This window comes from Janthinobacterium sp. GW823-FHT01H08 (assembly GCF_058797855.1).
The window spans coordinates 1,813,140-1,840,112 of the sequence record NZ_CM179504.1 but is presented as its reverse complement, the minus strand read 5'-3'; the positions used below and the strand labels follow the sequence as shown (position 1 = coordinate 1,840,112).

At 62.7% G+C, this 26,973-nt stretch carries 24 protein-coding genes; 4 read left to right on the top strand and 20 right to left on the bottom strand.

The annotated features are described in order from the left end of the window. Positions 1-8: 8 nt before the first annotated feature. The 5 genes from AC3RCG_RS08215 to AC3RCG_RS08195 all read right to left on the bottom strand — a co-directional run bounded on the left by AC3RCG_RS08215 (position 9) and on the right by AC3RCG_RS08195 (position 4,661). Positions 9-767: a 3-hydroxyacyl-CoA dehydrogenase gene (locus tag AC3RCG_RS08215; protein ID WP_070224603.1), complete on the bottom strand. Its 759-nt coding sequence runs from the start codon at positions 765-767 to the stop codon at positions 9-11. 160 nt (positions 768-927) lie between these two features. Next, positions 928-1,272 (bottom strand): DMT family transporter, encoded by a 345-nt coding sequence (locus AC3RCG_RS08210; protein WP_071650290.1) that lies wholly within the window; start codon positions 1,270-1,272, stop codon positions 928-930. Between the two features lie 42 nt (positions 1,273-1,314). Beyond that, entirely contained in the window at positions 1,315-2,757 is a 1,443-nt protein-coding gene (locus AC3RCG_RS08205) for a UbiA family prenyltransferase (protein WP_083287177.1), read from the bottom strand. 4 nt (positions 2,758-2,761) lie between these two features. Beyond that, positions 2,762-4,006: a hypothetical protein gene (locus AC3RCG_RS08200; RefSeq protein ID WP_139143015.1), complete on the bottom strand. Its 1,245-nt coding sequence runs from the start codon at positions 4,004-4,006 to the stop codon at positions 2,762-2,764. A gap of 232 nt (positions 4,007-4,238) precedes the next feature. Continuing rightward, a complete protein-coding gene (locus AC3RCG_RS08195; protein WP_070224606.1) occupies positions 4,239-4,661 on the bottom strand; it encodes a hypothetical protein in 423 nt (140 codons plus the stop codon). A 279-nt stretch (positions 4,662-4,940) separates the two neighbouring features. Between AC3RCG_RS08195 and AC3RCG_RS08190 the strand changes: the two genes are divergently transcribed. Then, a complete protein-coding gene (locus tag AC3RCG_RS08190; protein ID WP_492403635.1) occupies positions 4,941-6,998 on the top strand; it encodes a TonB-dependent receptor domain-containing protein in 2,058 nt (685 codons plus the stop codon). Here the strand turns inward: AC3RCG_RS08190 and AC3RCG_RS08185 are convergent. From AC3RCG_RS08185 to AC3RCG_RS08145, 9 genes are all read right to left on the bottom strand, one after another. After that, entirely contained in the window at positions 6,995-7,495 is a 501-nt protein-coding gene (locus tag AC3RCG_RS08185; protein ID WP_492403637.1) for a glycine zipper family protein, read from the bottom strand. The two genes, AC3RCG_RS08190 and AC3RCG_RS08185, sit on opposite strands and share 4 nt — an antisense overlap. 13 nt (positions 7,496-7,508) lie before the next feature. After that, a complete protein-coding gene (locus AC3RCG_RS08180; RefSeq protein ID WP_492403639.1) occupies positions 7,509-7,907 on the bottom strand; it encodes a hypothetical protein in 399 nt (132 codons plus the stop codon). A gap of 200 nt (positions 7,908-8,107) precedes the next feature. Beyond that, a complete protein-coding gene (locus tag AC3RCG_RS08175; RefSeq protein WP_070224610.1) occupies positions 8,108-10,231 on the bottom strand; it encodes a sodium-translocating pyrophosphatase in 2,124 nt (707 codons plus the stop codon). 194 nt (positions 10,232-10,425) lie between these two features. Then, positions 10,426-11,082, bottom strand: a complete 657-nt coding sequence (adk, locus tag AC3RCG_RS08170; protein ID WP_070224611.1) for an adenylate kinase — start codon at positions 11,080-11,082, stop codon at positions 10,426-10,428. A 275-nt stretch (positions 11,083-11,357) separates the two neighbouring features. Beyond that, positions 11,358-12,116 (bottom strand): 3-deoxy-manno-octulosonate cytidylyltransferase, encoded by a 759-nt coding sequence (gene kdsB / locus AC3RCG_RS08165; RefSeq protein ID WP_492403642.1) that lies wholly within the window; start codon positions 12,114-12,116, stop codon positions 11,358-11,360. A gap of 2 nt (positions 12,117-12,118) precedes the next feature. Next, a complete protein-coding gene (locus AC3RCG_RS08160; protein WP_010395789.1) occupies positions 12,119-12,295 on the bottom strand; it encodes a Trm112 family protein in 177 nt (58 codons plus the stop codon). Further along, positions 12,276-13,331: a tetraacyldisaccharide 4'-kinase gene (gene lpxK, locus AC3RCG_RS08155; RefSeq protein WP_492403644.1), complete on the bottom strand. Its 1,056-nt coding sequence runs from the start codon at positions 13,329-13,331 to the stop codon at positions 12,276-12,278. Before lpxK ends, AC3RCG_RS08160 begins: the two co-directional genes overlap by 20 nt. Positions 13,332-13,405: 74 nt before the next feature. Continuing rightward, the gene (locus AC3RCG_RS08150) at positions 13,406-13,846 is read right to left on the bottom strand and encodes an ExbD/TolR family protein (RefSeq protein WP_492403646.1); all 441 of its coding nucleotides are present in this window, start codon (positions 13,844-13,846) and stop codon (positions 13,406-13,408) included. Continuing rightward, on the bottom strand, positions 13,843-14,448 hold the full coding sequence (locus AC3RCG_RS08145; protein ID WP_070224614.1) for a MotA/TolQ/ExbB proton channel family protein: 606 nt from the start codon (positions 14,446-14,448) through the stop codon (positions 13,843-13,845). Before AC3RCG_RS08145 ends, AC3RCG_RS08150 begins: the two co-directional genes overlap by 4 nt. An 868-nt stretch (positions 14,449-15,316) precedes the next feature. Here AC3RCG_RS08145 and AC3RCG_RS08140 point away from each other — a divergent pair. Together AC3RCG_RS08140 and xseA are read left to right on the top strand one after the other, a co-directional pair. Further along, on the top strand, positions 15,317-15,460 hold the full coding sequence (locus AC3RCG_RS08140; RefSeq protein ID WP_492403648.1) for a hypothetical protein: 144 nt from the start codon (positions 15,317-15,319) through the stop codon (positions 15,458-15,460). A 316-nt stretch (positions 15,461-15,776) separates the two neighbouring features. After that, the gene (gene xseA / locus AC3RCG_RS08135; RefSeq protein WP_492403650.1) at positions 15,777-17,138 is read left to right on the top strand and encodes an exodeoxyribonuclease VII large subunit; all 1,362 of its coding nucleotides are present in this window, start codon (positions 15,777-15,779) and stop codon (positions 17,136-17,138) included. A gap of 93 nt (positions 17,139-17,231) precedes the next feature. Here xseA and AC3RCG_RS08130 read toward each other — a convergent pair whose 3' ends face one another. The 6 genes from AC3RCG_RS08130 to AC3RCG_RS08105 all read right to left on the bottom strand — a co-directional run bounded on the left by AC3RCG_RS08130 (position 17,232) and on the right by AC3RCG_RS08105 (position 25,348). After that, a complete protein-coding gene (locus tag AC3RCG_RS08130) occupies positions 17,232-19,682 on the bottom strand; it encodes a TonB-dependent receptor (RefSeq protein WP_492403652.1) in 2,451 nt (816 codons plus the stop codon). Positions 19,683-19,789: 107 nt separating this feature from the next. Next, a complete protein-coding gene (locus AC3RCG_RS08125; protein ID WP_492403653.1) occupies positions 19,790-20,830 on the bottom strand; it encodes an ABC transporter ATP-binding protein in 1,041 nt (346 codons plus the stop codon). Position 20,831: 1 nt separating this feature from the next. Next, positions 20,832-22,208 carry a GH1 family beta-glucosidase gene (locus AC3RCG_RS08120; protein WP_492403655.1) on the bottom strand — a complete coding sequence of 459 codons (1,377 nt, stop codon included), beginning with the start codon at positions 22,206-22,208 and terminating at the stop codon, positions 20,832-20,834. A 32-nt stretch (positions 22,209-22,240) separates the two neighbouring features. Further along, positions 22,241-23,059, bottom strand: a complete 819-nt coding sequence (locus AC3RCG_RS08115) for a carbohydrate ABC transporter permease (protein ID WP_034751746.1) — start codon at positions 23,057-23,059, stop codon at positions 22,241-22,243. After that, positions 23,056-24,048 (bottom strand): carbohydrate ABC transporter permease, encoded by a 993-nt coding sequence (locus tag AC3RCG_RS08110; RefSeq protein WP_492403657.1) that lies wholly within the window; start codon positions 24,046-24,048, stop codon positions 23,056-23,058. The genes AC3RCG_RS08115 and AC3RCG_RS08110 overlap by 4 nt, the downstream gene beginning before the upstream one ends. Positions 24,049-24,055: 7 nt before the next feature. Continuing rightward, the gene (locus AC3RCG_RS08105; RefSeq protein ID WP_492403659.1) at positions 24,056-25,348 is read right to left on the bottom strand and encodes an extracellular solute-binding protein; all 1,293 of its coding nucleotides are present in this window, start codon (positions 25,346-25,348) and stop codon (positions 24,056-24,058) included. Positions 25,349-25,791: 443 nt separating this feature from the next. On the opposite strand from AC3RCG_RS08105, the gene AC3RCG_RS08100 reads away from it, so the two are divergent. After that, positions 25,792-26,811, top strand: a complete 1,020-nt coding sequence (locus AC3RCG_RS08100) for a LacI family DNA-binding transcriptional regulator (RefSeq protein ID WP_070312070.1) — start codon at positions 25,792-25,794, stop codon at positions 26,809-26,811. The last annotated feature ends 162 nt before the right edge of the window (positions 26,812-26,973 follow it).

Below are 26,973 nucleotides of genomic sequence, written 5' to 3'. Positions count from 1 at the left end.
CGCCACGCTTATTTGGGCTGCATGCGGATCGCACCATCGAGACGGATCGTTTCGCCATTGAGCATGACGTTTTCCACGATGGCCTTTACCAGTTGCGCGTATTCGCCGGGCTTGCCCAGGCGCGAAGGGAACGGCACCATCTTGCCCAGCGCATCCTGCACTTCGGCCGGCATGCCCAGCAGCATCGGCGTCTCGAAGATGCCGGGCGCCACCGTCATCACGCGGATGCCGTTGCGCGACAGGTCGCGCGCCATCGGCAGGGTCAGTCCCACCACGGCCGCCTTCGACGAGGCGTAGGCCGCCTGGCCGATCTGGCCATCGTAGGCCGCCACGGAAGCCGTGTTGATGATGATGCCGCGCTCGCCTTCCGCCGTCGCGTCCTGTTTCGCCATGGCGTCGGCCGCCAGGCGGCACATATTGAAGGTGCCCACCAGGTTGATGTTGACGACTTTCTGGAACAGGGCCAGCGGATGCGGGCCATCCTTGCCCACGGTTTTCACGGCCGGCGCCACGCCGGCGCAGTTGACCAGGCCGCGCAAAGTACCGAGCTTGGTGGCCGCAGCCACCACGGCCAGGCCGTCCTCTTCCGACGTCACGTCGCATTGCACGAACACGCCGTTCAGTTCAGCGGCCAGCGCCTGGCCCGCCTCCGTCTGCACATCGGCCAGCACGACCTTGCCGCCTGCTGCCGTCAGCATGCGCGCCGTGGCCGCGCCCAAACCCGATGCGCCGCCCGTGATGATGAATACATTGTCCTGAATCTGCATGAAAACTCCTGAGTGATAAGGGCCGTGTTCCCGGCGCCTGATGGTTGCATGGTGCCATAGTTACGTTTACGTAAACGTAATGTCGGCGACAATTGTAGCCATTTTTTGCGCAACACAGCCAAAAGTTATGGATAAACGGAGCAGGCCGGCGTTGGAGCGCTCAGCGGGACAGGACGAAAGCACCCGCCGTGATCAGCAGAATGCCGATCACTTTCGGCATGGTGAGCGCTTCCTGCAGCACGCAGCAGCCGATCAGGGTCACCAGCGCCATCGTGATGGCCGTCATGACGGGATAGGCCAGGCTGATTTGCAGCTTTTCCAGCGCCACCGCATAGCAGATGAAACCGAGGGCATAGGCTCCCCCTGCGCCGCCCAGCCACAGCAGGCGGACGATATTCAGGCCGCTGCCATACTGGCTGGACATTTTGATCAGCAAGGTGGCCGCCGCGCTGGCCACTGAGGCCAGCGCGCACCATAGGAAGCCTGCAGAAGCGGAAGTCATCATCGGTAGCAGTTCGGGTACGGTTTCGGGAGAGGGTGCGACATTCTACAGGCTGGCGCCGACCGCCAGCGCCATGCAGGCGGCGATGACCACGAGGCTGACGGGATCTTTACTCACATACAACACGGGATCCTCGTTGACCTCGCCCCTGAAGGCCAGCGTCCACAATCGTCCCAGCCAGAACACCAGCAGGGGCACGATACCCAGCAACAGGTAAGGGCGCGCATACAGCACCAGGATATTTTGGGAATTAAAGTACAGCATGAACACCAGCAGCGAAATGAATCCGCTGTTCACGCCCATGATGCCGATCGGCGCCTTATCGGCCGTCGTATAGCTGCGGCCGCGCGTCTTTTCCTTGCCTTGGCGCTCCAGATTGAATAACTCGCTATAGCGCTTGAGCAGCGCCAGGCTAAGGAAAATAAAGAAGGAAAAGGCCAGCAGCCAGAACGACGGTTCGATATGCGTCGCCGCGCTGCCCCCCAGTATGCGCAAGGTATACAGGATGGCGAGGGTGACGATATCGACCATCAGCAAGCGCTTCAGGTAAATCGAGTACGCGAGGGTGGTGGCGAAGTAAATCGCCACGGCCAGCAACAGCAGCGGATCGAACAGTGCGCAAATGGCCAGCGCCAGGATGGCCAGCAGCGGACTGGCCAGAAGGGCAACGGGCAGCGGCAGGCTGCCGGCGGCTATGGGCCGGCGGCACTTGCTGGGGTGGCGTCGGTCATCGGGCGCATCGAGCGCATCATTGAGCAGATAGGCGCTAGAGGCGCACAGCGAAAAAGCCACAAACGCCACCAGCGCCTGCAGGAAAGTCGGCAGATTCAGCGCATGGCCGGCCAGCATCGGCACAAAGACCAGCAGATTCTTCAGCCACTGGCGGGGCCGCATTGCCTTGAGCAGGGGCGCGCCCCACCCGGTGCGCGGCGTGCCCGCTGGCTGCGTGGCGCCGCCACCCGCCAGCCGGAACGGCGTGCGCGTGACGGAAAGCGCCACGTTGCTGGCATTCCATACCGCGACGTCAACACTGGCATTGCCTATGTAATCAAACCCCCTGGCACCAAACAGTTCGCTCAGTTGATGCGCCTTGTTGTGCGAAGTGAGATTGATCCCGCCCTCGGTGGCCAGCACGCGGTCAAACAGCCCCAGGTGGACGGCGATGGCATCGGCGAAACGGCGCTGCGAACCTGTCGCCAGAATGATCTGGCGCCCTTCGCTGCGCTGGCGCGCAAGGTCGGCCAGCAAAATCTGATCATACGGCAAGGCTTGTGGATCGATCTCCACCATGTCCGCCATTTTTTCCTTGAAGCCAGCCTTGCCGGAAAATAGCCAGAACGGCAAGCGCCAGAGCTGCAGGAAGCGCACTTTGATAAAGATGAGAATCGCTTCCCACAGCAAGTCCGAATGGATCAGCGTACCGTCGAGATCAACCACCAGCGGTACACTCTTCTGTTCACCCTGCGCGTGCAACATCGGTTCGGCCATGATATTACCTTCCCGTGCCGGATGCCGGCATGCGTAACAGCAACCAGGCGCTGTCCCGATCCAGCGTGGGCATGGCTGGCGCACCGACACGCGCACTCAGTGCGCACAACATGAATGCCACGGCAACGGGGATGAACGCGTCAAACTGGCGCCCTTCATTGAACTGTCCCACCATAAAGGTCATGGTCAGCAAACACGGCAGGATAATCAGGCAGCGCCGCAGCGGCGCCGACGCATAGCGCCAGCCGCAGGCGGCCACGAGATACCACAGCAATAAAGGGCCAACGTTCTGTACCAGCGTACGCGGATGGTGCAGGAAGAGATTGATATTGTTGTCAATCTTGCCGCCCTCCCATGCCTGATGAGCTGGCAACACATAAAACATCAGTACGCGCACCAGGCCGTACAGCAGCAGTTGCAGCAAGATCCATCCCGCCAGCGAGCGCAGCTTCATCTGTCCAAGCAAGACAAAGCCGCTCGTCACGATCAGGAAAAGCGTTATCTCGTGATTGAACGTTCCCGCCACCAGCATCGCCACATAGGGCAGCATTTCACGGCGCAGCAGGTGGTAAAGGCAAAAGGAATAGACAAAAATAATACCGATATCGTAAAACGTGTAATAGGTGACCGTGGGCGCCCACATGCACAACACCAGAAACTGCGCCACGAAGGCCAGGTCTCGTCGGATGAAGAGAGCCGCAAAACGCCGGACCGACCACAGCATCAGCACAATGGCCAGTACCTGGGACCAGAGAAAACACTCGATAGCGCCCAGGCGGGGGAACAGGTACTGCAGGACCTGTGCCGGGAAAATGAACATGACGCGGTGCTGGAACGGCGGCGTACCTTTGAATGCCATAATGTCATCGATCATGTACCAGCTTTCCTGCGTGCCGAAACGCAGGAGCATTCCGGCAAACACTGCGGTGTAAATGGCGAACAACAGGTAGTCGAGCCCATCGTCGCTCTTTGCTGCGGGCCGATGCAAACGATACAGGAACACTGCGGCAGTGACGGTGAATGCCAGCCAAAGCAACAGGTAAAAGCTTACCAAGGCATCCATTTTCTGAATATAGAATGCCAGCGGGTGGCGGTCCGCGTGTCCCAGTACCTTATTGAGGACCGACCATGAGCGCCCGTCATAGGCCGCCTCCAGCAGTGCGTTTCCTGCCAAAAAATACCAGGAAAATACAGCCAGGGCACAGATGGAAAACGTGACGAACAAGAGACGAAGATGGGCTGGTTTCATTGTGGATTGCTAACAATACGATGACAACAATAAATTATTAAATATTTATTGTTATTGTTTCATGGTATATACAAAAAAGCAATAATTAAATCCCGGCCACTCATCCTTGATATTTGTTTTTTATCAATATTTAGAAAATGGAGCCGTGGCAGCATGCATGGCGCCCGGCGGCAACGCACAGGGCCTGCCTATTGCTTCCGGCATGGCAGCGCGATGCGCTGGCACCGACTCCTTAGAAACACTGCATGAAAGCGCCATTGCGGTGGCAGATGCGCCCGTTGGCATCGAGCGTGGCGTTGCCCGCGCCGTTGTAGCGCGCGCCGGCAGCGTCGCGGCAGCCGCCCGTGTCGCAGGCACCGATGGGCTGCGGCGCGCGCGGCATCGGCACGGCCGGGCTGGGCGGCAGCGGCGCCATGGGCACGACCGGTGGCGCTGGCTGGGCCGGCATGCGGCCGATCACCTGCGCCACGGAACGGCGCGGCTGCACGGGCGGCGCCGGGCGGCACGGTTCCACCGCGAGCTTGCCGCTGTCGCGCGGGTCGAGCTGGCACACGGGCAGTTGATCGGACGCAGCAGGTTCCTGCGCCCAGGCATCGCCGCCAGCGAGCAGCAGGGCGCCGGCCAGCGCCAGCATGGTTTTTGTCATCGTCTTCATGCCCCCTCCCCAAGCATCGATCATACCGCTTTCATTATTGGCACACACGGCGCCAGATGCCAGCGCGAGTAACACGTACACGCTGGCAGCCGCCATGTCCACGCTGCAACGGTGTTTTATTTCCTTTCAGCACTTTCCTTCTTGCCAGGATGGCATTACAATAAGAACGATTCTTATTCTCATTCGCGGAATAGGAGCGCAGTTTATTGCATTTTCAATCATTCATACCCGAGCCACCCGGAAGGCAGCCAGGAAAAAACAACATCCGGAAAGTTCACCATGACCAAGCGCAGTCCCACCTTCATTCATCCTGTTACGCCCCCCCGCCCCATCCATTGCGCCACTCTGCTTCTGCCCTGCCTGCTCTCCTTGGCCGTCAGCAGCGCCTGGGCCGAAGGCAATGTGGCCGCCGATCCCACCATGAACACGGTGGTCGTCACGGCATCGGGCACGGCCATCGACATCAAGGATGCGCCGGCCAGCATCAGCGTCATCACGCGCGAGGAAATCGAACGCCAGCCCGTGTATGACTTGAATACCTTGCTGCGCCGCATCCCCGGCGTGACGGGCGGCACCAGCCCCGTGGGCGAAGAGTCGAAGATCAAGCTGCGCGGCCTGCCAGACAAATACACCTTGATCCTCGTCGACGGCAAGCGTGTCGGCAGCTCGGCCGACACGGCCTACCGTCCCGACCTGGGCCGCCAGGACTTGAACTGGATCTCGCCCGACATGATCGAGCGCATCGAAGTGGTGCGCGGCCCCATGTCGTCGCTGTACGGCTCGGACGCCATGGGCGGCGTGATCAACATCATCACGCGCAAGGTGCCGGGCAAGTGGAACGGTTCGGCCACGGCCAACTACACGCAGCCGCAGGACAGCGGCCGCGGCACGGCGCACCAGTTGGGCGTGAACCTGGCCGGCCCCTTGTCGGACACGGTGGGCATGCGCCTGGGCGTGGGCCAGACGCGCCAGAATCCCGATGAAAAAGCGATCGGCAAATCGGGCGGCATCGGCGGCGAACGCAACCAGACTGTCTCGGGCCAGCTGAACTGGGCGCTGGACAAGAAGCAGAACCTGTCGCTGGACGCCAGCTACGGCAAGCAGCAATCGACGGATTCGACCACGCTCGACGCGGACGGCTACCCGCTGTTCGGCGCCTGGGGCGCGAGCAAACTGATACGCAAGAGCGCCAGCATCGGCTATGAAGGCCGCTGGGACTTCGGCAAGGCCGTGGTCAACCTGTACCACAACGATTTCGACAACGAAGTCGTCGGCACGGTGGCCAAATCCAAGGACAGCACGCTGGACGCCAGCCTGGAAAAACGGGTCGGCTGGGGCGGCATCGAGCAAATGCTGGTGATGGGCGGCCAGTGGAAGCACCAGGAATTGACGAACACGGACACCATCGGCACCGTGCCCACCGATTACCTGGGCAACCCCGTGAGCGGCGCCACCCTGTCCGGCACCACCTCGGCCCTGTTTGCGGAAGATCAATTGTTCCTGCGCGACAACCTGACGGCCACGGCCGGCCTGCGTCTCGATCACCACAGCAAGTTCGGCAATCACTACAGCCCGCGCCTCTACCTCGTGTACCACCCGGCCCCCGCCTGGACCATCAAAGGCGGCATCTCGCAAGGCTTCCGCGCCCCCAGCCTGAAGGAAAACTCGCCGGCGGCGGCCACGCAGTCGGGCGGACGCGGTTGCGGCAGCCTCAAACCGCTCGGCTACATCACGGGCGGCTGCTACATGGCCGGCAATGCGGACTTGAAGCCGGAAACGAGCACGGCCGGCGAGATCGGCGTGGCGTGGGAACAGAATGGCTGGGACGTGGGCCTGACGTACTTCCACACGGATTTCAAGAACAAGATCGACTACGCGCCGCTGGGTTTTTACCAGAAGCAGTGGTGGACCAAAATGACGAATATCCAGAAAGCGCGCACCAGCGGCCTGGAAGCGACGGCGAATATCCCGCTGACGAAAAACCTGAACTGGCGTAACAACGTGACCTACATGGCCGAGGCGAAAAACCTGACCACGGGCGCCAACCTGCTGTCGACGCCGAAGCTGTCGTGGTATTCGGCGCTGGGCTGGCAAGTCAACGACCAGCTGTTCGGCGAAGTGTCGGCCCAGTACACGGGCAAGGAACTCGACGCGGGCAAGCTGGCCGACAAGGCCTACACCATCGTCGACACCGTCGTGTCGTACAAGTTCACGCCCCAGTGGACCGTGCGCGGCGGCGTGCAGAACCTGTTCAAGAAGGGACCGATGGCCGACGGCCTGGTCGACTACTACGTGCCGGGACGCCGCATGTTCGTCGGCCTGACCTCAAGGTTCTAATAACGGGGCGGCGGCGCATCGGGCGGCGGCGTGGCGGCATTGGCCGGGACGCTGCTGAGCATCTGCCCGGCGATGGGCACCTTGTGGCCGCTCGCATACATGCATTGCTGGTAGGCGTAGTCATAGCGGCGCTGCATGCCATATGCGGAACTGTCCGCCGCGCCCGTGCCTGCCAGCGCGCCGAACAGCAAACCCGTGCCCGCGCCCACGCCCGCGCCATGGCCGCCATCGATGGCGGCGCCGGCCGCCGCACCGAGCACCGTACCCAGCGCCGCGCTGCGCACGCCGCTGTCGACGCTGGCCTGCTGCGCCGAACTGCCGCCCAGCTGGCCTTGCGCATAGCCGCGGCACTGCAGATCGTCGCGGCGGAATTGTTCGAAACTCTTGCCCGTGCCGGGCAAGACCATGGCCGACGGCCCTTCCGGCATCACCGTGCAGGCAGCCAGCAGCAGCGGCACCAGCAGGCCGGCACGCCCCATTAACGCTCTCGTATTCATGTTGACCTCCCCGTCAGCGCACGCTGGTCGGCAGCACGGCACGCCATGCCGTACTACAATTTTTCACGTAGGGATAATAGCCCTGCGGCCGCGCGCAGTAGTACCACATCTGCGCCGTCGGCTCGCCGCCCTGCTCGATGTAAACGGGAGGCACGACGGGTGCCGGCTGCACGACCACCGTGCGCCCATACGGATAAGGATAGCCATACCACGGGTCACCATACCAGCCCGGCCCATAGCCATACCACAAGGGCGCTCCCACCCAGACGCCCACGTGCGAATGGCCATGGAAGTGGCCGTGATGGCCGTGGAAACCGCCGTGCCGGCCCGGCTCCGCCTGGGCCAACCCTGCAACACCGCTCAATATCAGCAACGCCAGCAGCGCGCCGCCCTTCCTGTTGATGCTGTCCATGACATCCTCCCGCCTTCCCTGCCAGACTGTGAAGCTCACCTTTTCACTCCATTATTGGCAAGGGGCCGGCACAAGCAAGGGCGCCGTAACAATTGCTCACTTTTGATACGCCGAGGATATGGAGTGCAGGAAAGTTTCACCTGCAGAAAATGCAAATAGCCCCGCGGCGCGGGCCACGGGGCTGCATGGAGTGGCGCGGTCTATTGCGCCGGCAAGCTTTGCACCGGTGTCGCCGGCGCCAGGATGGGCGGCACGGGCGCGTGGACAGGTGCCGGCGCCTTGACGGCCAGCCAGCCCGTGGCCGGCAGCAGCGGCACCAGCAGCAGGGCCACGATATTGATGATCTTGATCAAGGGATTGACGGCCGGTCCCGCCGTATCCTTGTACGGGTCGCCCACGGTGTCGCCCGTGACGGCCGCCTTGTGCGCGTCGGAACCCTTGCCGCCGAAATGGCCATCCTCGATGTATTTCTTCGCGTTGTCCCAGGCGCCGCCGCCCGTGGTCATGGAAATGGCCACGAACAGACCCGTCACAATCGTTCCCATCAAGAGGCCGCCCAGCGCCGCCGGCCCCAGCAGCATGCCCACGACGATGGGCACCACGACGGGCAGCAAGGAGGGCACGATCATTTCGCGGATGGCCGACGCCGTCAGCATGTCGACGGCCTTGTCGTATTCGGGCCGCGCCGTGCCCTCCATGATGCCCTTGATGTCGCGGAACTGGCGGCGCACCTCGACCACCACGGCGCCCGCCGCGCGGCCCACGGCTTCCATCGCCATGGCGCCGAACAGGTACGGTATCAGGCCGCCGATGAACAGGCCGACGATCACCATCGGGTTCGACAAGTCGAAGGTGATGTGCTGGCCCACGGATTCGAGCGCATGCGTGTAGTCGGCGAACAGCACCAGCGCAGCCAGGCCGGCCGAGCCGATGGCGTAGCCCTTGGTGACGGCCTTGGTGGTGTTGCCGACGGCATCGAGCGGGTCGGTGATGGCGCGCACGGAGTCGGGCAAGCCCGACATTTCCGCGATGCCGCCCGCGTTATCGGTGATGGGGCCATACGCGTCGAGCGCGACGATGATGCCCGCCATCGACAGCATCGAGGTGGCCGCGATGGCGATGCCGTACAGGCCCGCCAGCTGGTACGAGACGAGGATGGCGACGCAGACGGCCAGCACCGGATACGCCGTGGACTTCATCGACACGCCCAGGCCGGCGATGATATTCGTGCCGTGGCCCGTCGTCGACGCTTCGGCGATGTGGCGCACGGGCTTGAAGTCCGTGCCCGTGTAGTACTCGGTGATGTAGACCATCAGGCCCGTTAGGACGATGCCGACGACGGTGGCGCCCAGCATCTTGTAGCGCATGGCGTCATCGGGCCACAGCAGCCACGTCACCACGGCAAAGCCCACCAGCGACAGGCCCGCCGCCCACCACAGGCCCGTGTACAGGGCCGACATGATCTTCTTCCCGGGTGCCGTCTTGACCATCGAGCAGCCGACGATGGAGGCGAGGATGGAGACGGCGCCCAGCAGCAGCGGATAGAGGATGGCCGTGCTGCTGGCCTCGGCCATCAGCAGCGCGCCCAGCAGCATGGTGGCGATCAGGGTCACGACATAGGTTTCGAACAGGTCGGCCGCCATGCCGGCGCAGTCGCCCACGTTGTCGCCCACGTTGTCGGCGATGACGGCAGGGTTGCGCGGATCGTCCTCGGGAATGCCGGCCTCCACCTTGCCCACCAGGTCCGCGCCCACGTCGGCGCCCTTGGTGAAGATGCCGCCGCCCAGCCGCGCGAAGATGGAAATGAGCGAGGCGCCAAAGGCCAGGCCGATCAGGGGCTTGATCAGGTCATGCTGGGTCAGGCCTGGCGCGCCCGTCGTCACCAGCAGCCAGTAGAACAGGGTCACGCCCAGCAAGCCCAGACCGACGACCAGCATGCCGGTGATCGCCCCTCCCTTGAAGGCCACGTTCAGCGCCTGGTTGATGCCCAGGGTGGCCGCCTGCGCCGTGCGCACATTGGCCCGCACCGAAACATTCATGCCGATGAAGCCGCAGGCGCCCGACAGCACGGCGCCGATCAGAAAACCCAGCGCCGTGTGCAGGCCAAGCAGCACATAGATGGCGATCAGCAGCGCCACGCCGACGATGGCGATGGTGCGGTACTGGCGCGCCAGATAGGCGGCCGCGCCCTGCTGGATGGCCAGCGCGATTTCCTGCATGCGCGCGTTGCCGGGATCCTGGCGCAGGATCCAGCTGCGCGACACCAAACCATAGATGACTGCGACCACGCCGCAGGCTACCGCAAACCACAAACTGGCTGCCATATCGTCCCCTTCTGTTTTTATCCGACGTCATTGCCGACAGCTGCAGACCGCACCGGGTAGGCACGCGCAGCCAGGAAAACACGACCTGCAAAAAACTTCAACTACGAAAACGTAAGACATACAGCCATGCTTGCAGTCTGCCTGAAAAGCGGGCACAAAAAAAGCGGACACTGAGGTCCGCTTTTCAATACTGCTTATTCCGCCAAGGCGGCAAAGGCGCTGTCGCGGATTTGCTCGACCGGACCGACGCCGGCGATGCGGCGGTATTTCGGCGCGCCTGGCAGGCCGGATTTGGCCCAGTCGTTGTAGTAACCGAGCAAGACCTTGGTCTGGTTGTGGTACACGTCCAGGCGCTTCTTGACCGTTTCCGCCTTATCGTCGTCGCGCTGGATCAGCGGCTCGCCCGTGATGTCGTCGACGCCGTCGACCTTGGGCGGATTGAATTTGACGTGGTAGACGCGGCCCGAACCCGGGTGGCTGCGGCGGCCGTCCATGCGCTCGATGATCGACTCATCCGGCACGTCGATTTCCAGCACGTAGTCGACATTGATGCCGGCATCCTTCATGGCGTCCGCTTGCGCGATGGTGCGCGGGAAGCCGTCGAACAGGTAGCCATTGGCGCAATCGGCTTCCTGCAGGCGGTTCTTGACCAGGCCGATCATGATGTCGTCCGACACGAGGCCGCCCGCATCCATGACTTTTTTGGCTGCCAGGCCCAGTTCGGTGCCTTCCTTGATCGCCGCGCGCAGCATGTCGCCCGTGGAGATTTGTGGAATATTGTATTTTTCTTTGATGAAGTTAGCTTGGGTGCCCTTGCCGGCACCGGGTGCTCCTAAAAGTATCAGACGCATTGAAAAGTTCCTAAAAAACAGATTTTGGATGGTGGTATGTGTAATTATTTTTAGATGATGTTGCTATGGCTATCTTTCCCTACGAAACTTACCACAAAAAATCCCTGGAACGCCAGTTTGCTGTCGAATTGCTATTCCCTGATTGATCAAAGCCAGCAATTAGCGAAGCAGGTGTTTCAAAATGTGGTTTTTTGTGGCAGGCCCCGCATAAAGTTTTTCTCGCGCACGCACGGCGCCTGAAAAACGTTCAGGGCAAGGCAGCCATGGACGTTTTCTCAGGTGGCGTGGCGGTAGTGCGCCTGCACGCGTTCCAGATCTTCCGGCGTGTCCACGCCGGCGGCCGGGGCGGAGTCCGTGACGTGCACGGCGATGGCGTAACCGTGCCACAGCACGCGCAACTGCTCCAGCGCCTCGATCGCTTCCAGCGGCGACGCGGAGAGCGTGGGATACGTTTGCAAAAATGCATTGCTGTACGCATACAGGCCGATATGGCGCAAGGGCACGTAGCCGGCCGGCAAGCTGTCTTTCGATTGCGCGAAGCCGTCGCGGTGCCAGGGGATGGTGGCGCGCGAAAAATACAAGGCGCGGTTTGCCTTGTCCAGCACCACCTTGACGACATTCGGATTGAAGGCCTCAAGCACGTCATGCAGCGGATGGGCGCACGTGGCCATGGGGACTGCGGCGCTGATCTGTGCCGCGCAGGCGGCCAGCAGGGCCGGATCGATCAGCGGTTCATCGCCCTGCAGGTTGACGACGACGGCGTCCGGCGGCAACGCGAGCGTACGCGCCACTTCGGCGATGCGGTCCGTGCCGGACGGATGGTCGCTGCGCGTCATGCACACTTCCACGCCATGCGCGGCGCAGGCGTCGCGGATCGATGCATGGTCGGTGGCGACGATGACGCGCGCGGCGCCAGACAAGGCTGCCTGCTCGGCCACGCGCACCACCATGGGCTTGCCGCCCAGGTCGGCCAGCGGCTTGCCCGGCAGGCGGGTCGAAGCCAGGCGGGCCGGGATGATGACGATGAACGCCATCGTTATTCCACTGCGTCTTGCAGGGTGCGCGCTTCGTCCGCCCACATGATGGGGATGCCATCGCGGATAGGATAGGCGAGGCGGTCGGCGCGGCAAATCAGTTCCTGCGCCTTCTTATCGTGTTCAAGCGGACCCTTGCAAACAGGGCAGACCAGGATATCAAGCAGTCGAGCGTCCACGACATTTCTCCACAATTTGTTGGGCCAGCGCGCTATCGATGCGCGCACTGACGGGGACGACCCACAGTCTCGGGTCGTCTTTGAGATATTCAATTTGCGCACATTTTACTGCATCCTTCTCGGTGATCAAGATCACATCCGTGTCGAGGGCAGCAAATGGCTGGTCGAGGAAGTCGTGATGGTCGGGCAAGGGCAGTTCCGCGAAGTCCAGTCCGGCCCCGCGCAGCATGGCAAAGAAACGCCGGGGGTTGCCGATGCCGGCCGCCGCCACGATGCGCCGGCCGCCGGCCGCCAGGGTTTCCAGGGGCATGCGCTCGCTGCGATCCGTCAAGCGCTCAGCCACGCCGCCATCGAGCCGCATCTGCACCACCAGGCCGCCCTTGGGCGCGACCTGGTCCACCAGCGCCGGCGCCAGCTCGGGCGCATTGATCACCGTCACGTCGCGCCGGCGGCGTGGCGATTCGCGCAAGGGGCCGGCCGGCAGCAGCCAGCCATTGCCCGCGCCGCGGCCGTCGAACAGCACGATTTCCACGTCGCGCCGCAAGGCGTAATGCTGCAAGCCGTCATCCGTGACGAGCACGTCGACGTCCGGGTGCGCGGCCAGCAGCGCCCTGCCCGCTTGCGCGCGGTCGCGCCCCACCATCACGGGGCAGCCGCCGCGCTGGAAGATCAGCAGCGGCTCGTCGCCCACCTGCTGCGGCGTGGAAGCAGCCGTGACGGCGCGCGGCGAACGGTCGGCGCTGCCATGGCCGCGCGAAATGACGCCCGGGCGCATGCCCGCGTCGCGCAAGGATTGCACCAGCCAGATCGTCAGCGGCGTCTTGCCCGTGCCGCCGATAAAGATATTGCCGACGACGACGACGGGCACGGGCAGGCGTGCCGATTGCAGGATGTTGGCGCGGTACAAAACGCGCCGCACGGCGCTCAGGGCGCCGAACAGCAGGGAAACGGGCCACAGCGCGCACGCCAGCGGGCCGCGCGACAACCAGGCGCGGGTCAATGTGGTTTCAAGCTTGGCGGGGGAGGATGTGGGCATGCGGTGAGGAGTAAAGGGCTGGGGTCTGACCCGGCGGGTCAGACCCCAATTATGTTGCCGGTAACGGTGGGAATTTACTTGCCGCCCGCCTGCGCCGCAAACGTCAGCTTTTCATAGCCGGCCAGGCGCGCCGCTTCCATGACGTGGATGACCATCTGGTGCATGGCGAATTGGTCGGCGTTGACGACGACCACGGGCGTCTGCGCGGGCGCCTTGCCGCCGTTGGCCACCTTGGCCGCGTTTCGCAGGGCGTCGGCCAGGCCGGCAACGTCGCGGAACGATATGGGTTCGCGGTTGACCGTGTAATTGCCCTTGGCATCGATGGTGACGTCGATCTGCTGCGGCTTCTCCTTCGCTTGCTCGGCGTCGGCCGTCGGCAAGGTGATCTGCAGCTCCGTAAACTTGCTGTAGGTGGTGCTGACCATGAGGAAGATCAGGATCACCAGCAGCACGTCGATGAACGGGATCAGGTTGATTTCGGGGTCTTCACGCCCCTTGCCTTTGCGGAAGTTCATTTGCGGCCACTGTGAACGATGTCGACGAACTTGACGGCTTGCTGCTCCATGTCAATGACGAAGCTGTCGACGAGGGCGCGGAAATGGCGGTAGAAGACGAGGGTCGGCATGGCGATGGCCAGGCCGAAGCCCGTGTTGTACAGGGCCACCGAGATACCGTGGGCCAGCTGGGCAGGATTCGAGCCGCTGGCGTTTTGCGAGCCGAAGATTTCGATCATGCCCACCACCGTGCCAAACAGCCCCATCAGCGGGGCCAGGGTGGCGATGGTGCCCAGGGTCGTCAGGAAACGTTCCAGCGTGTGGGCCACGCCGCTGCCGGCCTCCTCGATCGATTCCTTCATCACTTCGCGCGGCGCGTCGACGTTGCGCAAGGCGGCGGCCAGCACCACGCCCAGCGGCGAATTGTCTTCCAGCTTGGCCACCGTGTCCGGCGTGATCTTGCCGCTGCGATATACCTGCACCACTTCATCGAACAGCTTGCGGGGCAGTATCTTGGCGCGTCGCAAATACAGCAGACGCTCGATGATCAGGGCCAGGGCGACGATGGAAGCGATCAACAACAGCCAGATGGGCCAGCCAGCGGCTTGAAATATAGCGAGCAAAAGAAACTCCTGGTAAAGGGAAGGCGGTGAATCGCCCGGACAGCCTGTATTGTACCGAGCGCCGAAGACTGATGGTACGTGCGCGCAGGAATGGCGCAATGTAGCGCGTTGCCGCGCCGGCGGCAAGTGGCGCCTGCATGGTACTTGTCCACACCGCGCGGCGGGCTGGTGCTCCAGCGCACAGTTTTGCACACTTTGTGTGGATAAGATTGTGAGCAAGCATGAAGTCCAGAACATAAGCCATTGATTTACATGGAAATTATCATGCTGCGCAAAATACAGGCATAGCAGCTTATCGACAGTAGTCAATGTCAATAAATTAATGCTTGCAGAGTTCTGCACATTTACTGTGGACAAGATTGTGCGCAAAGCCGTGGAATTCAATTAAGTCATTGATTTAAAAAGAAATTAACCCAATGCGTAAAAAAGTGGCAGACGGTGCTCAATCGGCGGCAAATGGGCCGTCAAAGTTCTGCACACAATCTGTGGACAAGATTGTGCGCAAGGGCAAAGATACGCGCTAAGTACATTGATTTATATCGTTTTTATTGCCGTGCATAAAAATGTAGCAAGGGCTGGAAAACACGGTTTTCAGCGTCACATTTCACGGCAAAAAGGCAGTTTTCCACGGCAAACGCAGTTTCACACATAAAGTGTGGATAAGATTGTGAGCAAGCCGATTGACTCCATACAAGAGCATTGATTTTAAAGGAGTTTTTTTCGATGCTGAAAAATAAGGCAGCGCGAGCGCCTGCTCGCGCCGTGGAAAACTCCCTGAGAAAGCGAAACGATTTATGCGGTTTTGCACATATTCTGTGGATAAGATTGTGAGCAAGGCGCACAGTCGAACGCTAGACCCTTGATCTATATGGCTATTTTTATGCTGCGTAAAATTCAGGCAAGCCATGCAATGGGCATTCCGGTGGATAAATCCGCTGCCGCGCGGGAGTTCTGCACATTTTTTGTGGATAAGATTGTGCGCAAGGCCATGCATGGCATACTAAGCGTTTGATTCCTATGCACTTTATTTCCGTGCGCAAAAATGTAGCAAGGCACTTTTATCGCTCAATCAGGGCCAGCCTGGCCATGTTTGTCCAAGGCAAAAAGTTCCGCACACTTTCTGTGGATAACTTTGTGCGTAAGTGGCAGGGGCTGCACTGATGTGCTTGATATTAAAGGATTTTTTCCCTGTGCACGCAAATCAGGCATACGGGAATTCATCATGAAATCAATTACTTAGAAATAGAACTTGTTGTTTTGCACGATATATGACATAAGCATGACCTCGCCGATAATATGTGGACAGTTCCCTTCCCGCTCCCAGCTTTATGATGACAGACACCCCGACTGACAGCGGCTTTGCCGCCCCGCCCGTGCTCACCGTCAGCGCCCTGAACCAGGCCGTCGCGCGCCTGCTCGAGCGCTCGTTCCCGCTGACCTGGATCGCCGGAGAGATTTCCAACTTCACGCGCGCCGCTTCCGGCCACTGGTATTTCACCTTGAAGGACGATGGCGCCCAGGTGCGCGCCGTGATGTTCCGCGGCCGCGCCCAGTACGCCGGCTTCACGCCGCGCGAAGGCGACAAGGTCGAAGTGCGCGCCCTCGTCACCCTGTACGGCGCGCGCGGCGATTACCAGATCAACGTGGAAGCCATCCGCCGCGCCGGCGTGGGCGCCCTGTACGAAGCGTTCCAGCGTCTGAAGGAAAAGCTGGCCGCGCAAGGCCTGTTCGACCAGGAACGCAAGCGCGCCATTCCCATGTTCGCGCGCAGCATCGGCATCGTCACCAGCCCGCAGGCGGCCGCCCTGCGCGACGTGCTGATCGCGCTCAAGCGCCGCGCGCCGCATGTCAACATCATCCTGTATCCCACGCCCGTGCAGGGCCAGCAGGCGCCGGAAAAAATCGCCCAAGCGATCCGCACGGCATCGACAAGGGCCGAGTGCGACGTGCTGCTGGTGTGCCGTGGTGGCGGCAGCATCGAGGATTTATGGTCGTTCAACGATGAAGCCGTGGCGCATGCGATCGCCGACTGTTCCATGCCCGTGATCAGCGGCGTGGGCCACGAGACCGATTTCACCATCGCCGACTTCGCGGCCGACCTGCGCGCGGCCACGCCGACGGCAGCGGCCGAACTGGCGGCCACGCCGCGCGCCGACTGGATGGCTTCCCTGCGCGCCGATGCGGCCGACCTGCGCCGCGCCATGCGCCGCCGCCTCGACGACGCGGCGCAAACCCTGGACCGCCACAGCCGCCGCCTGCTCAACCCGAAGGCGCAGCTGCAGCAGCAGCGCCTGCAACTGCTGGCCCTGTCCACGGCCATGACGCATGCGGCGCGCGCGCCCGTGAACCAGTCGCAATATGCATTGGAACGCCTGCGCAGCCGCTGGGCCGCCTTGCGGCCCGACGTCACGGCATCGCGCGCGCGCCTGGTGGAAGCGCAGCGGCGCGGCGGCGCGGCCATGGCGCAGCTGCTCAGCCAGCGGCGCCACCGCCTCGACGGCCTGGCGGCGCAGCTGGAGCTGTTGAATCCCCAGCGCACCCTGGAACGCGGCTACGCGATCCTGCGCGATGAAAAAGGCGCCATCGTGCGCTCGCCGGCGCAACTGCAGGCGCGCCAGAACGTCAACGTGCGCCTGGCCGAAGGCAGCGCGCAGATCGGCATCGCCAGCGTGCAGGCAACTCTGGAATAAGCGCTGGAATAAAAAAGGCCGGGGAAGCTCCCCGGCCCAACACCTTCCCTACTGAGTGGACTGCGACTGCAACTGCTCTTTCACACTACCTCATCAAAACTTCATCGACACGCGCGCGCCAAACGTGCGCGGCGCGTTGTAGAAGGCGCCGTAGATCTGCTGCGTGGGCTGGCACGGCATGCCCACGTCCGTGCAGATTTCATTGACGTCCAGCTTGACCGCCTTGTCGGTGGCGTTCTGCACGAACGCTTCCACCGTGTACGCCTTGTTCGCCGGCTGGAAGCGCAGACTCAGGTCCAGGGTCGTGTAGGCTTCCTGGCGCTTGACGCCCGCATGGCCCGGCACGTCGCCGTTGAACGCGCCCGCACCCACGTACGACATGGTTTCATAATGCACCGAGGCGCGCGGCGTGAGCTGGCCGCCGGCCACCGTGAAATCATGCTCGTACTGGACCGTGGTGGAAAACTTCGGCGCGTGCTTCATGGTGCTGCCGCCCACGTTCACCAGTGGCGCCGTCGAGCCGCAGGACTGGCCATTCGCGCGTGCCGCATCGACGTCGCACGACATGAAGTCGTCATACACGGCTTTGAGCCAGGTGGCGTTGCCCGTCAGGCGGTCGACCTTCGTCGGCCGCCACACCCATTCCGCTTCCAGGCCCTTGACGGTGGCGCCGGCCGCATTGAAGTTGGCCAGCACGCTGTTGACCACCTGCGATTCGAGCTTGTCCTTGTACTTCATCAGGAAGGCATCGAGGTTCAGGGTCAGTTCGCGGTTCAGCAAGTCCGACTTGAAGCCGATTTCATAGCTGGTCAGCTTTTCCGGCTTGGTGGTGGCGCCGCCGTCGCCGATGGCCGGCGAATGGAAGCCCGTCGTCACGGAGCCGAACAGCAAGATATCCGGCCGCAGCTTGTACTCGATGCGGCCCAGCCAGGTGGCCTGGCCGTATTTCAGGTCGGCCGTATTGTCGCCCGGCGTATTGCCGCAGGCGGCCGCCGTGATGGCGCCGCCGGGGCCGATATTGTGCGTGTTGGCCAGGCCCGTGCCCGGCGTGACCAGCTGGCGCAGCTGGTCGGCGGTCAGCACGGTGGTGCCCAGCGGCGTGTTCGCGGGCCAGTTCGGGCACGCCCAGTTCTGGCCGCCGACGTCGAATTTATGGTCTTTCGTGTAGCGCGCGCCTGCCGTCAGCTTGATCTGGTCCGTCAGCTGCTGGCTGACCTGGCCGAACACGGCTTTCGATTTGAGCTGGCGGTCGCCCTGGATGAAGGACATGGACGAGGCATACTGGCCCACGGTGGGCTGCACGAAAATCACGGCGCCGTTGGCGATATCCTGCTGCACGGCCGCCTGCGAAATCTGGCTGCGGTCGATATCGAAGCGCACCTTGTTCTTTTCGTTGAACAGGAACAGGCCGGCCACCCACTGGAATGGCGCATCGTCGTCCGAGCGCGCCTGCAGTTCGTGCGAATAGCTGTCGAACTGCGCCCAGTCGGTGCGGTTTTCCGATTTGAAGCCGGGGAACAGGCCCGCATCGGCATCGTTGCTGTTCTGGCGCTTGTAGCGGCTCCAGCTGCCCAGGTACGTGAAGTCCAGCGCATCCGTCGGCTTGTAATTGAGCTTGCCCTTGTAGGTCAAAATCGACTGGTCCAGGGTGCCCGGCGTGTCGATCAGGGCCGAGCGCAGCTTCTCGCCCGTTTTCGGTTCCGCCGCCAGGTAGACGTTGCCGGCGCCCTGGTCGAGGAAGTAGTCGGCGATGAAGGTGCCGCGCAGCTGCGGCGTGAACTTCCACAGCAGCGAGGCGCGCACGCCCATCTGGTCGCCGGCGCCATACTTGGCCGTGCCCGGCATGACGTTCGAGCCGCGGCGGAAGTCCACCGTGCCGTCGTGGCTATCCTTGATGGCGGCGATGCGCAGCGCCACGTCGTCGGAGAACGGGATATTGATCATGCCCTGCGTCTGCAGGTGGCGGTAGTCGCCGACGGTGATGCCGGCCGAGCCCATGAACTTGGCCGTGCTTGGCGCGGCGGAGACGAGATTGACGGCGCCGGCCGTCGAATTGCGGCCGTTCAGGGTGCCCTGCGGTCCGCGCGCCACCTCGACGTGGCTCAAGTCGTACATCAGCGCCGTGGCACCCTGGGGACGCGGCGAATACACGCCGTCGACATAGAAGGCGACGGCCGGGTCGCCCAGCTCCGTGTGGTTGGCCGAACCCACGCCGCGCATGTAGACGTGCACGCCGCCCGAGTCGCCATGCTGCTCGACGACGAGGCTGGGCACCATGGTGGCCAGCGACGCCAGATCCTTGACCTGATTGTTTTGCAGGGTGTCCTGGTTGAAGGCGGTGACGGCCAGCGGCGTCTCCTGCACAAAGGTATTGCGGCGCGTGGCCGTGACGACGATGCGGTCCATCTGTTCGGCTGCCGGTTTTGCCGCGTCCGTGGCTGCAGCCTCCTGGGCCATGGCGGCGCCGCTGCCCAGCAAGATGAACTGGGCGAAGGTCGCATGCGCCAGGCTGAGGGCGATGGTATTGCGTTTGAGCTGTTGCATTGTTGTTGTCTCCTGTACCGCTGGTTGAATGATGATCACATAGCTCTTTGGCTACTGCTGCACATTTTTTGGGTGTCAATCTGAAGTCATGTCGCCTCCGTGCGGGGTCAATGGGTGGCCACGGCGCGCCCGGCCGTGTCGAACAGAAAGGCATGGCCTTCTTCCGGCGCGAAGCCGATGGCGCTGCCCTGCGACAGCGCGTGGCGCGCCTCGCCGTGCAGCTTGATGGCCACCGCATGCGAACTTCCCTCCAGCGTCGCGTGGATGATCTGCGCATCGCCCAGCTGCTCGATCAGGGTCACCGTGGCGCCGTAGCCCTCGTTGCGCGGCACCAGGCGCAGGTGTTCGGGGCGTATGCCGACCAGCATGCCCGCCGCGCCGCCAAGCTGGCTGGCCAGGGCCGGGACGGCGGCGCACGGCAAAAAGTTCATGCGCAGCGCGCCGATGAAACCTGCCACGAACTGGCTGGCCGGATGGCGGTACAGCTCCAAAGGCGCGCCCACCTGCTCCAGGTGGCCGCCATGGAAGACGGCGACCCGGTCACCGAGGGTCATGGCCTCGACCTGGTCGTGCGTCACGTAGATCATCGTCGTGCCCAGTTCCTGGTGCAGCTTGGCCAGCTCGATGCGCGTCTGCACGCGCAAGGACGCATCAAGGTTGGACAGCGGCTCGTCGAACAAAAACACTTTGGGCTGGCGCACGATGGAGCGGCCGATGGCCACGCGCTGGCGTTCGCCGCCGGACAAGGCCTTGGGTTTGCGGTCAAGCAGGTGCGTGATCTGCAAAATCTCGGCCACCTTGCCGACGGCGGCGCGCACTTCGGCTTCCCCCTTGCCCGCCAATTTGAGGGCAAAGCCCATGTTGTCGCGCGCCGTCATGTGCGGATACAGGGCGTAGCTCTGAAAGACCATGGCGATGCCCCGCTCGGCCGGTACCACGTCGTTGGCCAGCAAGTCGCCGATGCGCAGCTGGCCCGCGCTGATGTCTTCCAGTCCCGCGATCATGCGCAGCAGGGTCGACTTGCCGCAGCCGGATGGCCCGACGAAGACCATGAATTCGCCGTCGTGGATATCGAGATCGAGGCCCTTGACGATTTCCGGGCCGTCGCCGTAGGTCTTGCGGATGCCGCGCAGCGAAATGGCGGCCATGTCAGTGCTCCCCGGCCAGGACCAGCTGGGCCGGTGCGTGGGACGCGCGCTGCGCGGCGATGAAATCGCGGTACCACAGGGCGCTGTCCTTGAAGCTGCGCTGCTGCGTGGCGTAGTCGACGTACAGCATGCCGAAGCGCTTGGCGTAGCCAGAGTTCCACTCGAAATTGTCCATCAGGCTCCAGTAGAAATAGCCGCGCACGTCGATGCCCTGCGCGATCACGGCGCGCAGGGCGTCCAGGTGCAGCCGCACGTACTCGATGCGCGGTTCGTCGTGGATATTGCCGCCGACGGGCTTGTCGGCGACGGCCATGCCGTTTTCCGTGATGTAGACGGGCGGCAGCCGGTACTCGCGGTGCAGGCCCACGAGCAGCTCCGTCAAGCCTTGCGGATAGGTTTCCCAGCCCATGTCGTTGACACCGAGCTTGCATTCGGGCTTGCGCGGCGGCGTCTCGGCGCTCATGTAAGCGCGCGTGTAATAGTTCACGCCAAGGAAATCGATGGGCTGTTTAATATCGATGAAATCGTTTTCAAAGATAGCCAAAGCAGAAGCGTCGGCGTGTTTCAGGGCCAGGGCCGGGTAGCGGCCCTTGAAGATGGCGTCCATATACCACTGCACCGAGCGCGCATATTCGAGTTCGGCCAGTTCGCGGTCCTGGGCGCTGTCGGTGGCCGGCGTGGCCGTCCATTGATTGAGCACGATGCCCAGTTTCGCCGGCGCATTCACCGTGCGCATCGCCTGCATGGCCAGGCCGTGCGACAGCAACAGGTGGTGCGACACTTGCACGGCGGCGGCCGGATCGGCCATGCCGGGCGCGAACTGTCCCGTGCCATGGCCCAGCACGGCCGTGCACCACGGTTCGTTGTGCGTGGCGATGCTGGCGACCTTGTGGCCGAAGCGGCGCGCCACCTCGGCCGCGTAGGCGGCGAAGTGGTAGCAGGTGGCGCGATTGAGCCAGCCGCCCTCATCCTGCAAGGCTTGCGGCAAGTCCCAGTGGTACAAGGTCAGATGGGCATCGAGACCCTTGGCGGCCAGGGCATCGAGCAGGCGCGCATAGAAATCGAAGCCCGCCTCGTTCCAGGCGCCGGAACCCGCAGGCTGCACGCGCGACCAGGACATGGAAAAGCGGTAGGCGTTGACGCCCAGGCTGGCGATCAGCTCCACGTCCCCGGCGTAGCGATGATAGTGGTCGCAAGCCACGTCGCCATTGCTGCCGTCGATGATCTTGCCGTCCGTGTGGCTGAAGGTATCCCAGATGGACGGGCCGCGGCCGTCGATGGCGGCGGCGCCCTCGATCTGGTAGGCGCTGGTGGCCACGCCCCAGGTGAAGGTGGCGGGGAAGTTGGTGTCGATGTCGTCGTTATGCATGGTGGTCATGTCAGTGTGAGGGGTTGAGATAAATGTGTGGATCAGCCTTTGACGGCGCCCTGCGTCAAGCCTTCGATCAGGCGCTTCGAGGCGACAAAAAACATCAGCAGCAGCGGCAGCACGGCGATGGCGGCGCCCGTCATCAGCGCGCCCCACTCCGTGTTGTTCGGCGCCTGCATGCTGCGCAGGGCCAGCGGGATCGTGTAGTTCTCGACCGAGCGCATGACGACCAGCGGCGTGATGAAATTGTTCCACGAGTTGATGAAGGTGATCAGGCCCAGGGTACCCATGGCGGGGCCGATCAGCGGCAGCACGACCCGCCAGTAGATGGCGAATTCGCCGCAGCCGTCGATGCGCGCCGCCTCGATCAGGTCCTTCGGGATGGCCGTGCCGATGTACTGGCGCATCAGGAAAATCCCCAGCGCGCCGGCCGCTCCCGGCACGTACAGGGCGCGCGGCTGGTCCAGCCATCCGAGGAAATCCATCAGCATGAAGGTCGGGATCATGTTCATGAAGGACGGGATGATCATCGACGCCATCACCAGGGTAAACAGGGGCCGCTTGAAGCGGAATTCGTACATGGCGAAGGCATAGCCGCCCAGCGAGCAAAAGAACAAGGTCAGGGCGGTGGTCATCAAGGCCACGTACAGGCTGATGCCGATATTGCGCCAGAACGGCAGGCGCTCCTGCAGCAGTTCGAGGTTGTTCAGCAGGGCCGTGCCGAACCAGCGCGGCGGCGGCAGGCTGTAGATCTCGGCGCTCGTGTGCGTGGCGAAGACGAACATGAAGTAGAACGGCGCGACCATGATCAGGGCGCCGATGGCCACCATGGCGTAGGCCGTCCAGCGGGTAGTTTTCATCGGGCCTCCTTGCGTTCATGACGTTCATTGCGGCTGAAGATGCGGTTATTCACCCAGGTGGTGCTGGCGATGATGAGGAACAGCAGCCAGGAAATGGCCGACGCCGTGCCGAAGTCGCCTGAGGAAAACGCCGTCTTGTAGACGAAGATGGCCGTCGTCATCACCGACTGGCTTACGCCGCTCGATTCGGCCACCAGCACGAACGGTTCCTCGAACAGCTGCAGATTGCCCATGATGGTCAAGGTGACGGCCAGGTAGATCATGGGGCGCAGCTGCGGCAGGGTGATGTACCAGAACTGCTGGCGTTTCGAGGCGCCGTCGATGGTAGCCGCTTCATATAAATCCTTCGGGATGACCTGCAGCGCAGACAGGTACAGCACCAGGTTCCAGCCCAGGTAGCGCCAGAAAATCACGAAGGCGACGGCCGGCTTGATGAACAGCGAGCTGCCCAGCCAGTCGATCGATTCCGCCGGAAACAGCCCGCCCACCAGCGGCAGGCTGGCGCACCACTGGAGCAGCACATTGATCTGGCCATAGTCGCGCGAGAACAGGGTGTTGAAGACCATGGCGATGGCCACGCTGGAGGTGATGAACGGTAAAAAGTAAATGCCGATCACCAGGTTGCGCGAGCGCTTGAAGCTGTTGTGGATGAACGCTGCCAGCGGAATGGCGACCAGGTGCTGCGGCACACCCGAGGCCAGCGCCAGCCACAGCGTATTGCCCAGCGAGCGCAAGAACCACGGGTCGCTCAAGGCGTATTTGTAGTTGTCCAGGCCCACCCACTGCATGGCTTCCACGCCGCTGGCCGCTTCCCACTGGTTGAACGACAGATAGATGGAAAACAGCAGCGGGAACAGGCTGAAGACGGCGAACAGGATGAAGAAGGGGCTGATGAAAATATACGGCGCCCACTGCTTCATGTTGAAACGCTTCCTGGCGCGCCGCGCCGGGACGGCGGCGCGCTCGGTACAAGGCATGGAGGTAGTCATGCTGCTCCTAGCGCCGCGCGCGGTGGGTAATCAGGGCCTTGGCGTCGGCCAGCGCCGTCTTGATATCCTTGTTTTGCGCCAGCACGCTTTCCAGTTCCATGTTGACGATGTCGCGCGCCACGGCGTCGAACTTGTCGACGCGGATGACGGGAATCTTCGCCGCCGTGTCGCGTGCCAGCAGGCGCGTCTTCTGGCCGCCGAAGTACGCTTGCGGCTCGTCCATCATCGGGTCCGCATATGCCGCTTTCAGGGCCGGGAAGGCGCCGATCTCGTTCAGCGAGTGCAGCTGGATATCCTTGTTGACGGTCATGAACTTGATGAATTCCCAGGCCTGGGTTTTATTCGCGGCCTTTTTCGGGATGCCGTAGAAGGAGCCGCCGTAGGACGCCAGCGCGCCGGCCGGCAAGTTGGCCGCGCGCCACTGGCCCTTGGAATCGGGGGCCAGCCACTTGGCCAGGTGGCCGCTGAGCCAGGAACCCATCATCTGGCTGGCCACCTTGTCGCGTTTAAAACCTTCGGCCCACTCGCCCGTCCAGGCCACGGTGCGCGCGTCGATGCCGGCCACCCGCGCCGCCTTGGCCAGTTCGAAGGCCTTGACGAAACGGGGCGAGTCGACCAGCACCTGACCCTTGTCGCCAAAGTAAATGCCTTCGCCATCCTTCAGATTGGCGCGTATAACAATGTCGGCCAGGTCGCTGGCGCCGGCCAGCAGATAGGTGCCCGTGGCGGCCTTGAGCTTCTTGCCGGCGGCGATATACGATTCCCATGAAGCGGTCAAGTCGGCTTCCTTGATGCCCGCCTTGTCCATCAAGTCCTTGCGGTAGAACAGCGTACCCGGTCCCAGGTCGGCCGGCATGGCGCCCAGGGTGCCGCGCGAACTGCTCGCCTGCACGAAGGTGAACGGCACGAACTGGGCGCGGTACTGCCCTGCCCCGTATGGCGGCTGCAGCAAATCCTCCATGCCCTTCGACTCGGCGAAGCTGCCCACGTAGCGGAAGTCGATGGCCATCACGTCGGGCAGGCGCGCGCCGGCCGCCAGCGCCGTCGTCATCGAGTTATGGTGGTCGTCGATCTGCAGGCTGACCAGCTTGACCTTCACCTGCGGGTACAGCTTTTCCCACAGGGGCAAGGCCGTCTTGACGGCGCGGTCCAGGTCGGGGAACGAGGCGACGGTAATCGTGGCCGGGGCCAGCGCCGGCACAGGCGGCGCGGCCGGCGGGACGGCGGCGGGCGCGGCGGCCACGCTGGCGGCCAGGGTCAGCGCGGCCAGGGGGGCGGCGCCAAGGATGCTTGACTTCATTATTTCATCTCCGATTATTGAGCGTCTTCTATCTTGAAAACGTTTTCACAACATGTGTCCATTTAACACCGCAAAGAAAACCAAGTCAACCGAAAAAGTTGTCATTTTTATTGAGGGTGGCATGGCAAGCTGCACGCCGTGGCGTGTGTTTTCCTATGAAAAAGGGCAAAAATTCGTCATTTGAGACGCCGTTGTTTTTTGTGAAAACGTTTTCAAGCGTAGGTCGGATTAGCGTTTCAACGCGTAATCCGACAATATTGTTGGCGGCAGAGGCATGTTCCGGCGCATTGCTGGCCGTGATGTGTCGGGTTACGCCCTGCGGGCTAACCCGACCTACGCCGACTTACCCCGATCTGCGGCGCTATCGGCCATTTATGGTAATCTTTCGATGAAAAGGTTTTCAGAGCACTGACGACCAGCCATCTTGACACCCAGGAACCGCCTTGAACGATAGCGCCCACGCTGCTCCCCCTTCCACCCTGCTCGATGTCGCCCGCCAAGCCGGCGTGTCGCCCAGCACCGTCTCGCGCATCCTGAACGGCACGGCCAGGGTCTCCGATGACAAGCGCGACGCCGTGCTGGCGGCCATTGCGCACATGAAATTCGCGCCGAACCAGATGGCACAGGGCTTGAAGAAGGGCCGCTCGATGACCATCGGCATCGTGGTGCAGGATATTTCCAGCCCCTTCTTCGATGAAAGCCTGCGCGGCGTCGACGATGGGCTGAAGGACACGGGCTACGCGTCCGTCATCGTCAGCGGGCACTGGAATGCGCAGGAAGAAGCGGACCGCATCCGTCTGCTGCTGGCGCGAAAGGTCGACGGCATCATCCTGCTGTCGGGGCGCATCTCGGACGAGAGCGTGCTCGATTTCTCGCAGCAGCGGCCCATCGTCTCGACGGGCCGCCTGCTGGCAACGAAAAGCGCCATCGGCTTCAAGCTCGACAACGAATACGGCGCCTACCTGGCCGTGCGCCACTTGATCGAACTGGGCCACCGGCGCATCGCGTTTGTCGCCGGCCCCGCCAACAACACGGATGCGGCCGAGCGCCTGACGGGCTACCAGCGCGCGCTGCGCGAAGCGGACATCGCCATCGACCCGAAACTGATGGCGGAAGGCGATTTCCACGAGGCAAGCGGGATGCTGGCCATGAACCACTTGTTTGATACGCAGCAGCAATTCAGCGCCGTCTTCGCCGCCAACGACCTGTCCGCCTATGGCGTGCGCCTGTGTTTGTACCGCAAGGGCATCCGCGTACCCGACGATATCTCGCTCGTCGGTTTCGATGACTTGCCCGGCTCGTCCTACACGACGCCGCCGCTGACGACCATCCACCAGCCCCTGTACGACATCGGCCGCATCGCCACGGAAGCGCTGCTGGGACTGATCAACGGCGAAGCCGTGCAGGCGGCGATACCTCCTCTGGAACTGATCGTCAGGGAAACTACCCGACGTGTTCGCTAGGTCTGACGCTGAACGAGAATCACTACGCCACCCGCATCCGCGACGCGTGGCGGAATCTGCAGCAATGGCGCATCCGCTTTACAATAGTGGCTCGTTCAGCAAGAATGCCTGCTTCAAGCAAGCTTGGCTCAACCCTCCGGCCGCAGGCCGGTAGACTCCGAA

Excerpts from the sequence above, each read along its gene's own strand:
- AC3RCG_RS08215 (WP_070224603.1), bottom strand. The coding sequence starts at position 767 with ATGCAGATTCAGGACAATGTATTCATCATCACGGGCGGCGCATCGGGT.
- AC3RCG_RS08210 (WP_071650290.1), bottom strand. The coding sequence starts at position 1,272 with ATGATGACTTCCGCTTCTGCAGGCTTCCTATGGTGCGCGCTGGCCTCA.
- AC3RCG_RS08205 (WP_083287177.1), bottom strand. The coding sequence starts at position 2,757 with ATGGCCGAACCGATGTTGCACGCGCAGGGTGAACAGAAGAGTGTACCG.
- AC3RCG_RS08200 (WP_139143015.1), bottom strand. The coding sequence starts at position 4,006 with ATGAAACCAGCCCATCTTCGTCTCTTGTTCGTCACGTTTTCCATCTGT.
- AC3RCG_RS08195 (WP_070224606.1), bottom strand. The coding sequence starts at position 4,661 with ATGAAGACGATGACAAAAACCATGCTGGCGCTGGCCGGCGCCCTGCTG.
- AC3RCG_RS08190 (WP_492403635.1), top strand. The coding sequence starts at position 4,941 with ATGACCAAGCGCAGTCCCACCTTCATTCATCCTGTTACGCCCCCCCGC.
- AC3RCG_RS08185 (WP_492403637.1), bottom strand. The coding sequence starts at position 7,495 with ATGAATACGAGAGCGTTAATGGGGCGTGCCGGCCTGCTGGTGCCGCTG.
- AC3RCG_RS08180 (WP_492403639.1), bottom strand. The coding sequence starts at position 7,907 with ATGGACAGCATCAACAGGAAGGGCGGCGCGCTGCTGGCGTTGCTGATA.
- AC3RCG_RS08175 (WP_070224610.1), bottom strand. The coding sequence starts at position 10,231 with ATGGCAGCCAGTTTGTGGTTTGCGGTAGCCTGCGGCGTGGTCGCAGTC.
- adk (WP_070224611.1), bottom strand. The coding sequence starts at position 11,082 with ATGCGTCTGATACTTTTAGGAGCACCCGGTGCCGGCAAGGGCACCCAA.
- kdsB (WP_492403642.1), bottom strand. The coding sequence starts at position 12,116 with ATGGCGTTCATCGTCATCATCCCGGCCCGCCTGGCTTCGACCCGCCTG.
- lpxK (WP_492403644.1), bottom strand. The coding sequence starts at position 13,331 with ATGCCCACATCCTCCCCCGCCAAGCTTGAAACCACATTGACCCGCGCC.
- AC3RCG_RS08150 (WP_492403646.1), bottom strand. The coding sequence starts at position 13,846 with ATGAACTTCCGCAAAGGCAAGGGGCGTGAAGACCCCGAAATCAACCTG.
- AC3RCG_RS08140 (WP_492403648.1), top strand. The coding sequence starts at position 15,317 with ATGGCTATTTTTATGCTGCGTAAAATTCAGGCAAGCCATGCAATGGGC.
- xseA (WP_492403650.1), top strand. The coding sequence starts at position 15,777 with ATGATGACAGACACCCCGACTGACAGCGGCTTTGCCGCCCCGCCCGTG.
- AC3RCG_RS08130 (WP_492403652.1), bottom strand. The coding sequence starts at position 19,682 with ATGCAACAGCTCAAACGCAATACCATCGCCCTCAGCCTGGCGCATGCG.
- AC3RCG_RS08125 (WP_492403653.1), bottom strand. The coding sequence starts at position 20,830 with ATGGCCGCCATTTCGCTGCGCGGCATCCGCAAGACCTACGGCGACGGC.
- AC3RCG_RS08120 (WP_492403655.1), bottom strand. The coding sequence starts at position 22,208 with ATGACCACCATGCATAACGACGACATCGACACCAACTTCCCCGCCACC.
- AC3RCG_RS08115 (WP_034751746.1), bottom strand. The coding sequence starts at position 23,059 with ATGAAAACTACCCGCTGGACGGCCTACGCCATGGTGGCCATCGGCGCC.
- AC3RCG_RS08110 (WP_492403657.1), bottom strand. The coding sequence starts at position 24,048 with ATGACTACCTCCATGCCTTGTACCGAGCGCGCCGCCGTCCCGGCGCGG.
- AC3RCG_RS08105 (WP_492403659.1), bottom strand. The coding sequence starts at position 25,348 with ATGAAGTCAAGCATCCTTGGCGCCGCCCCCCTGGCCGCGCTGACCCTG.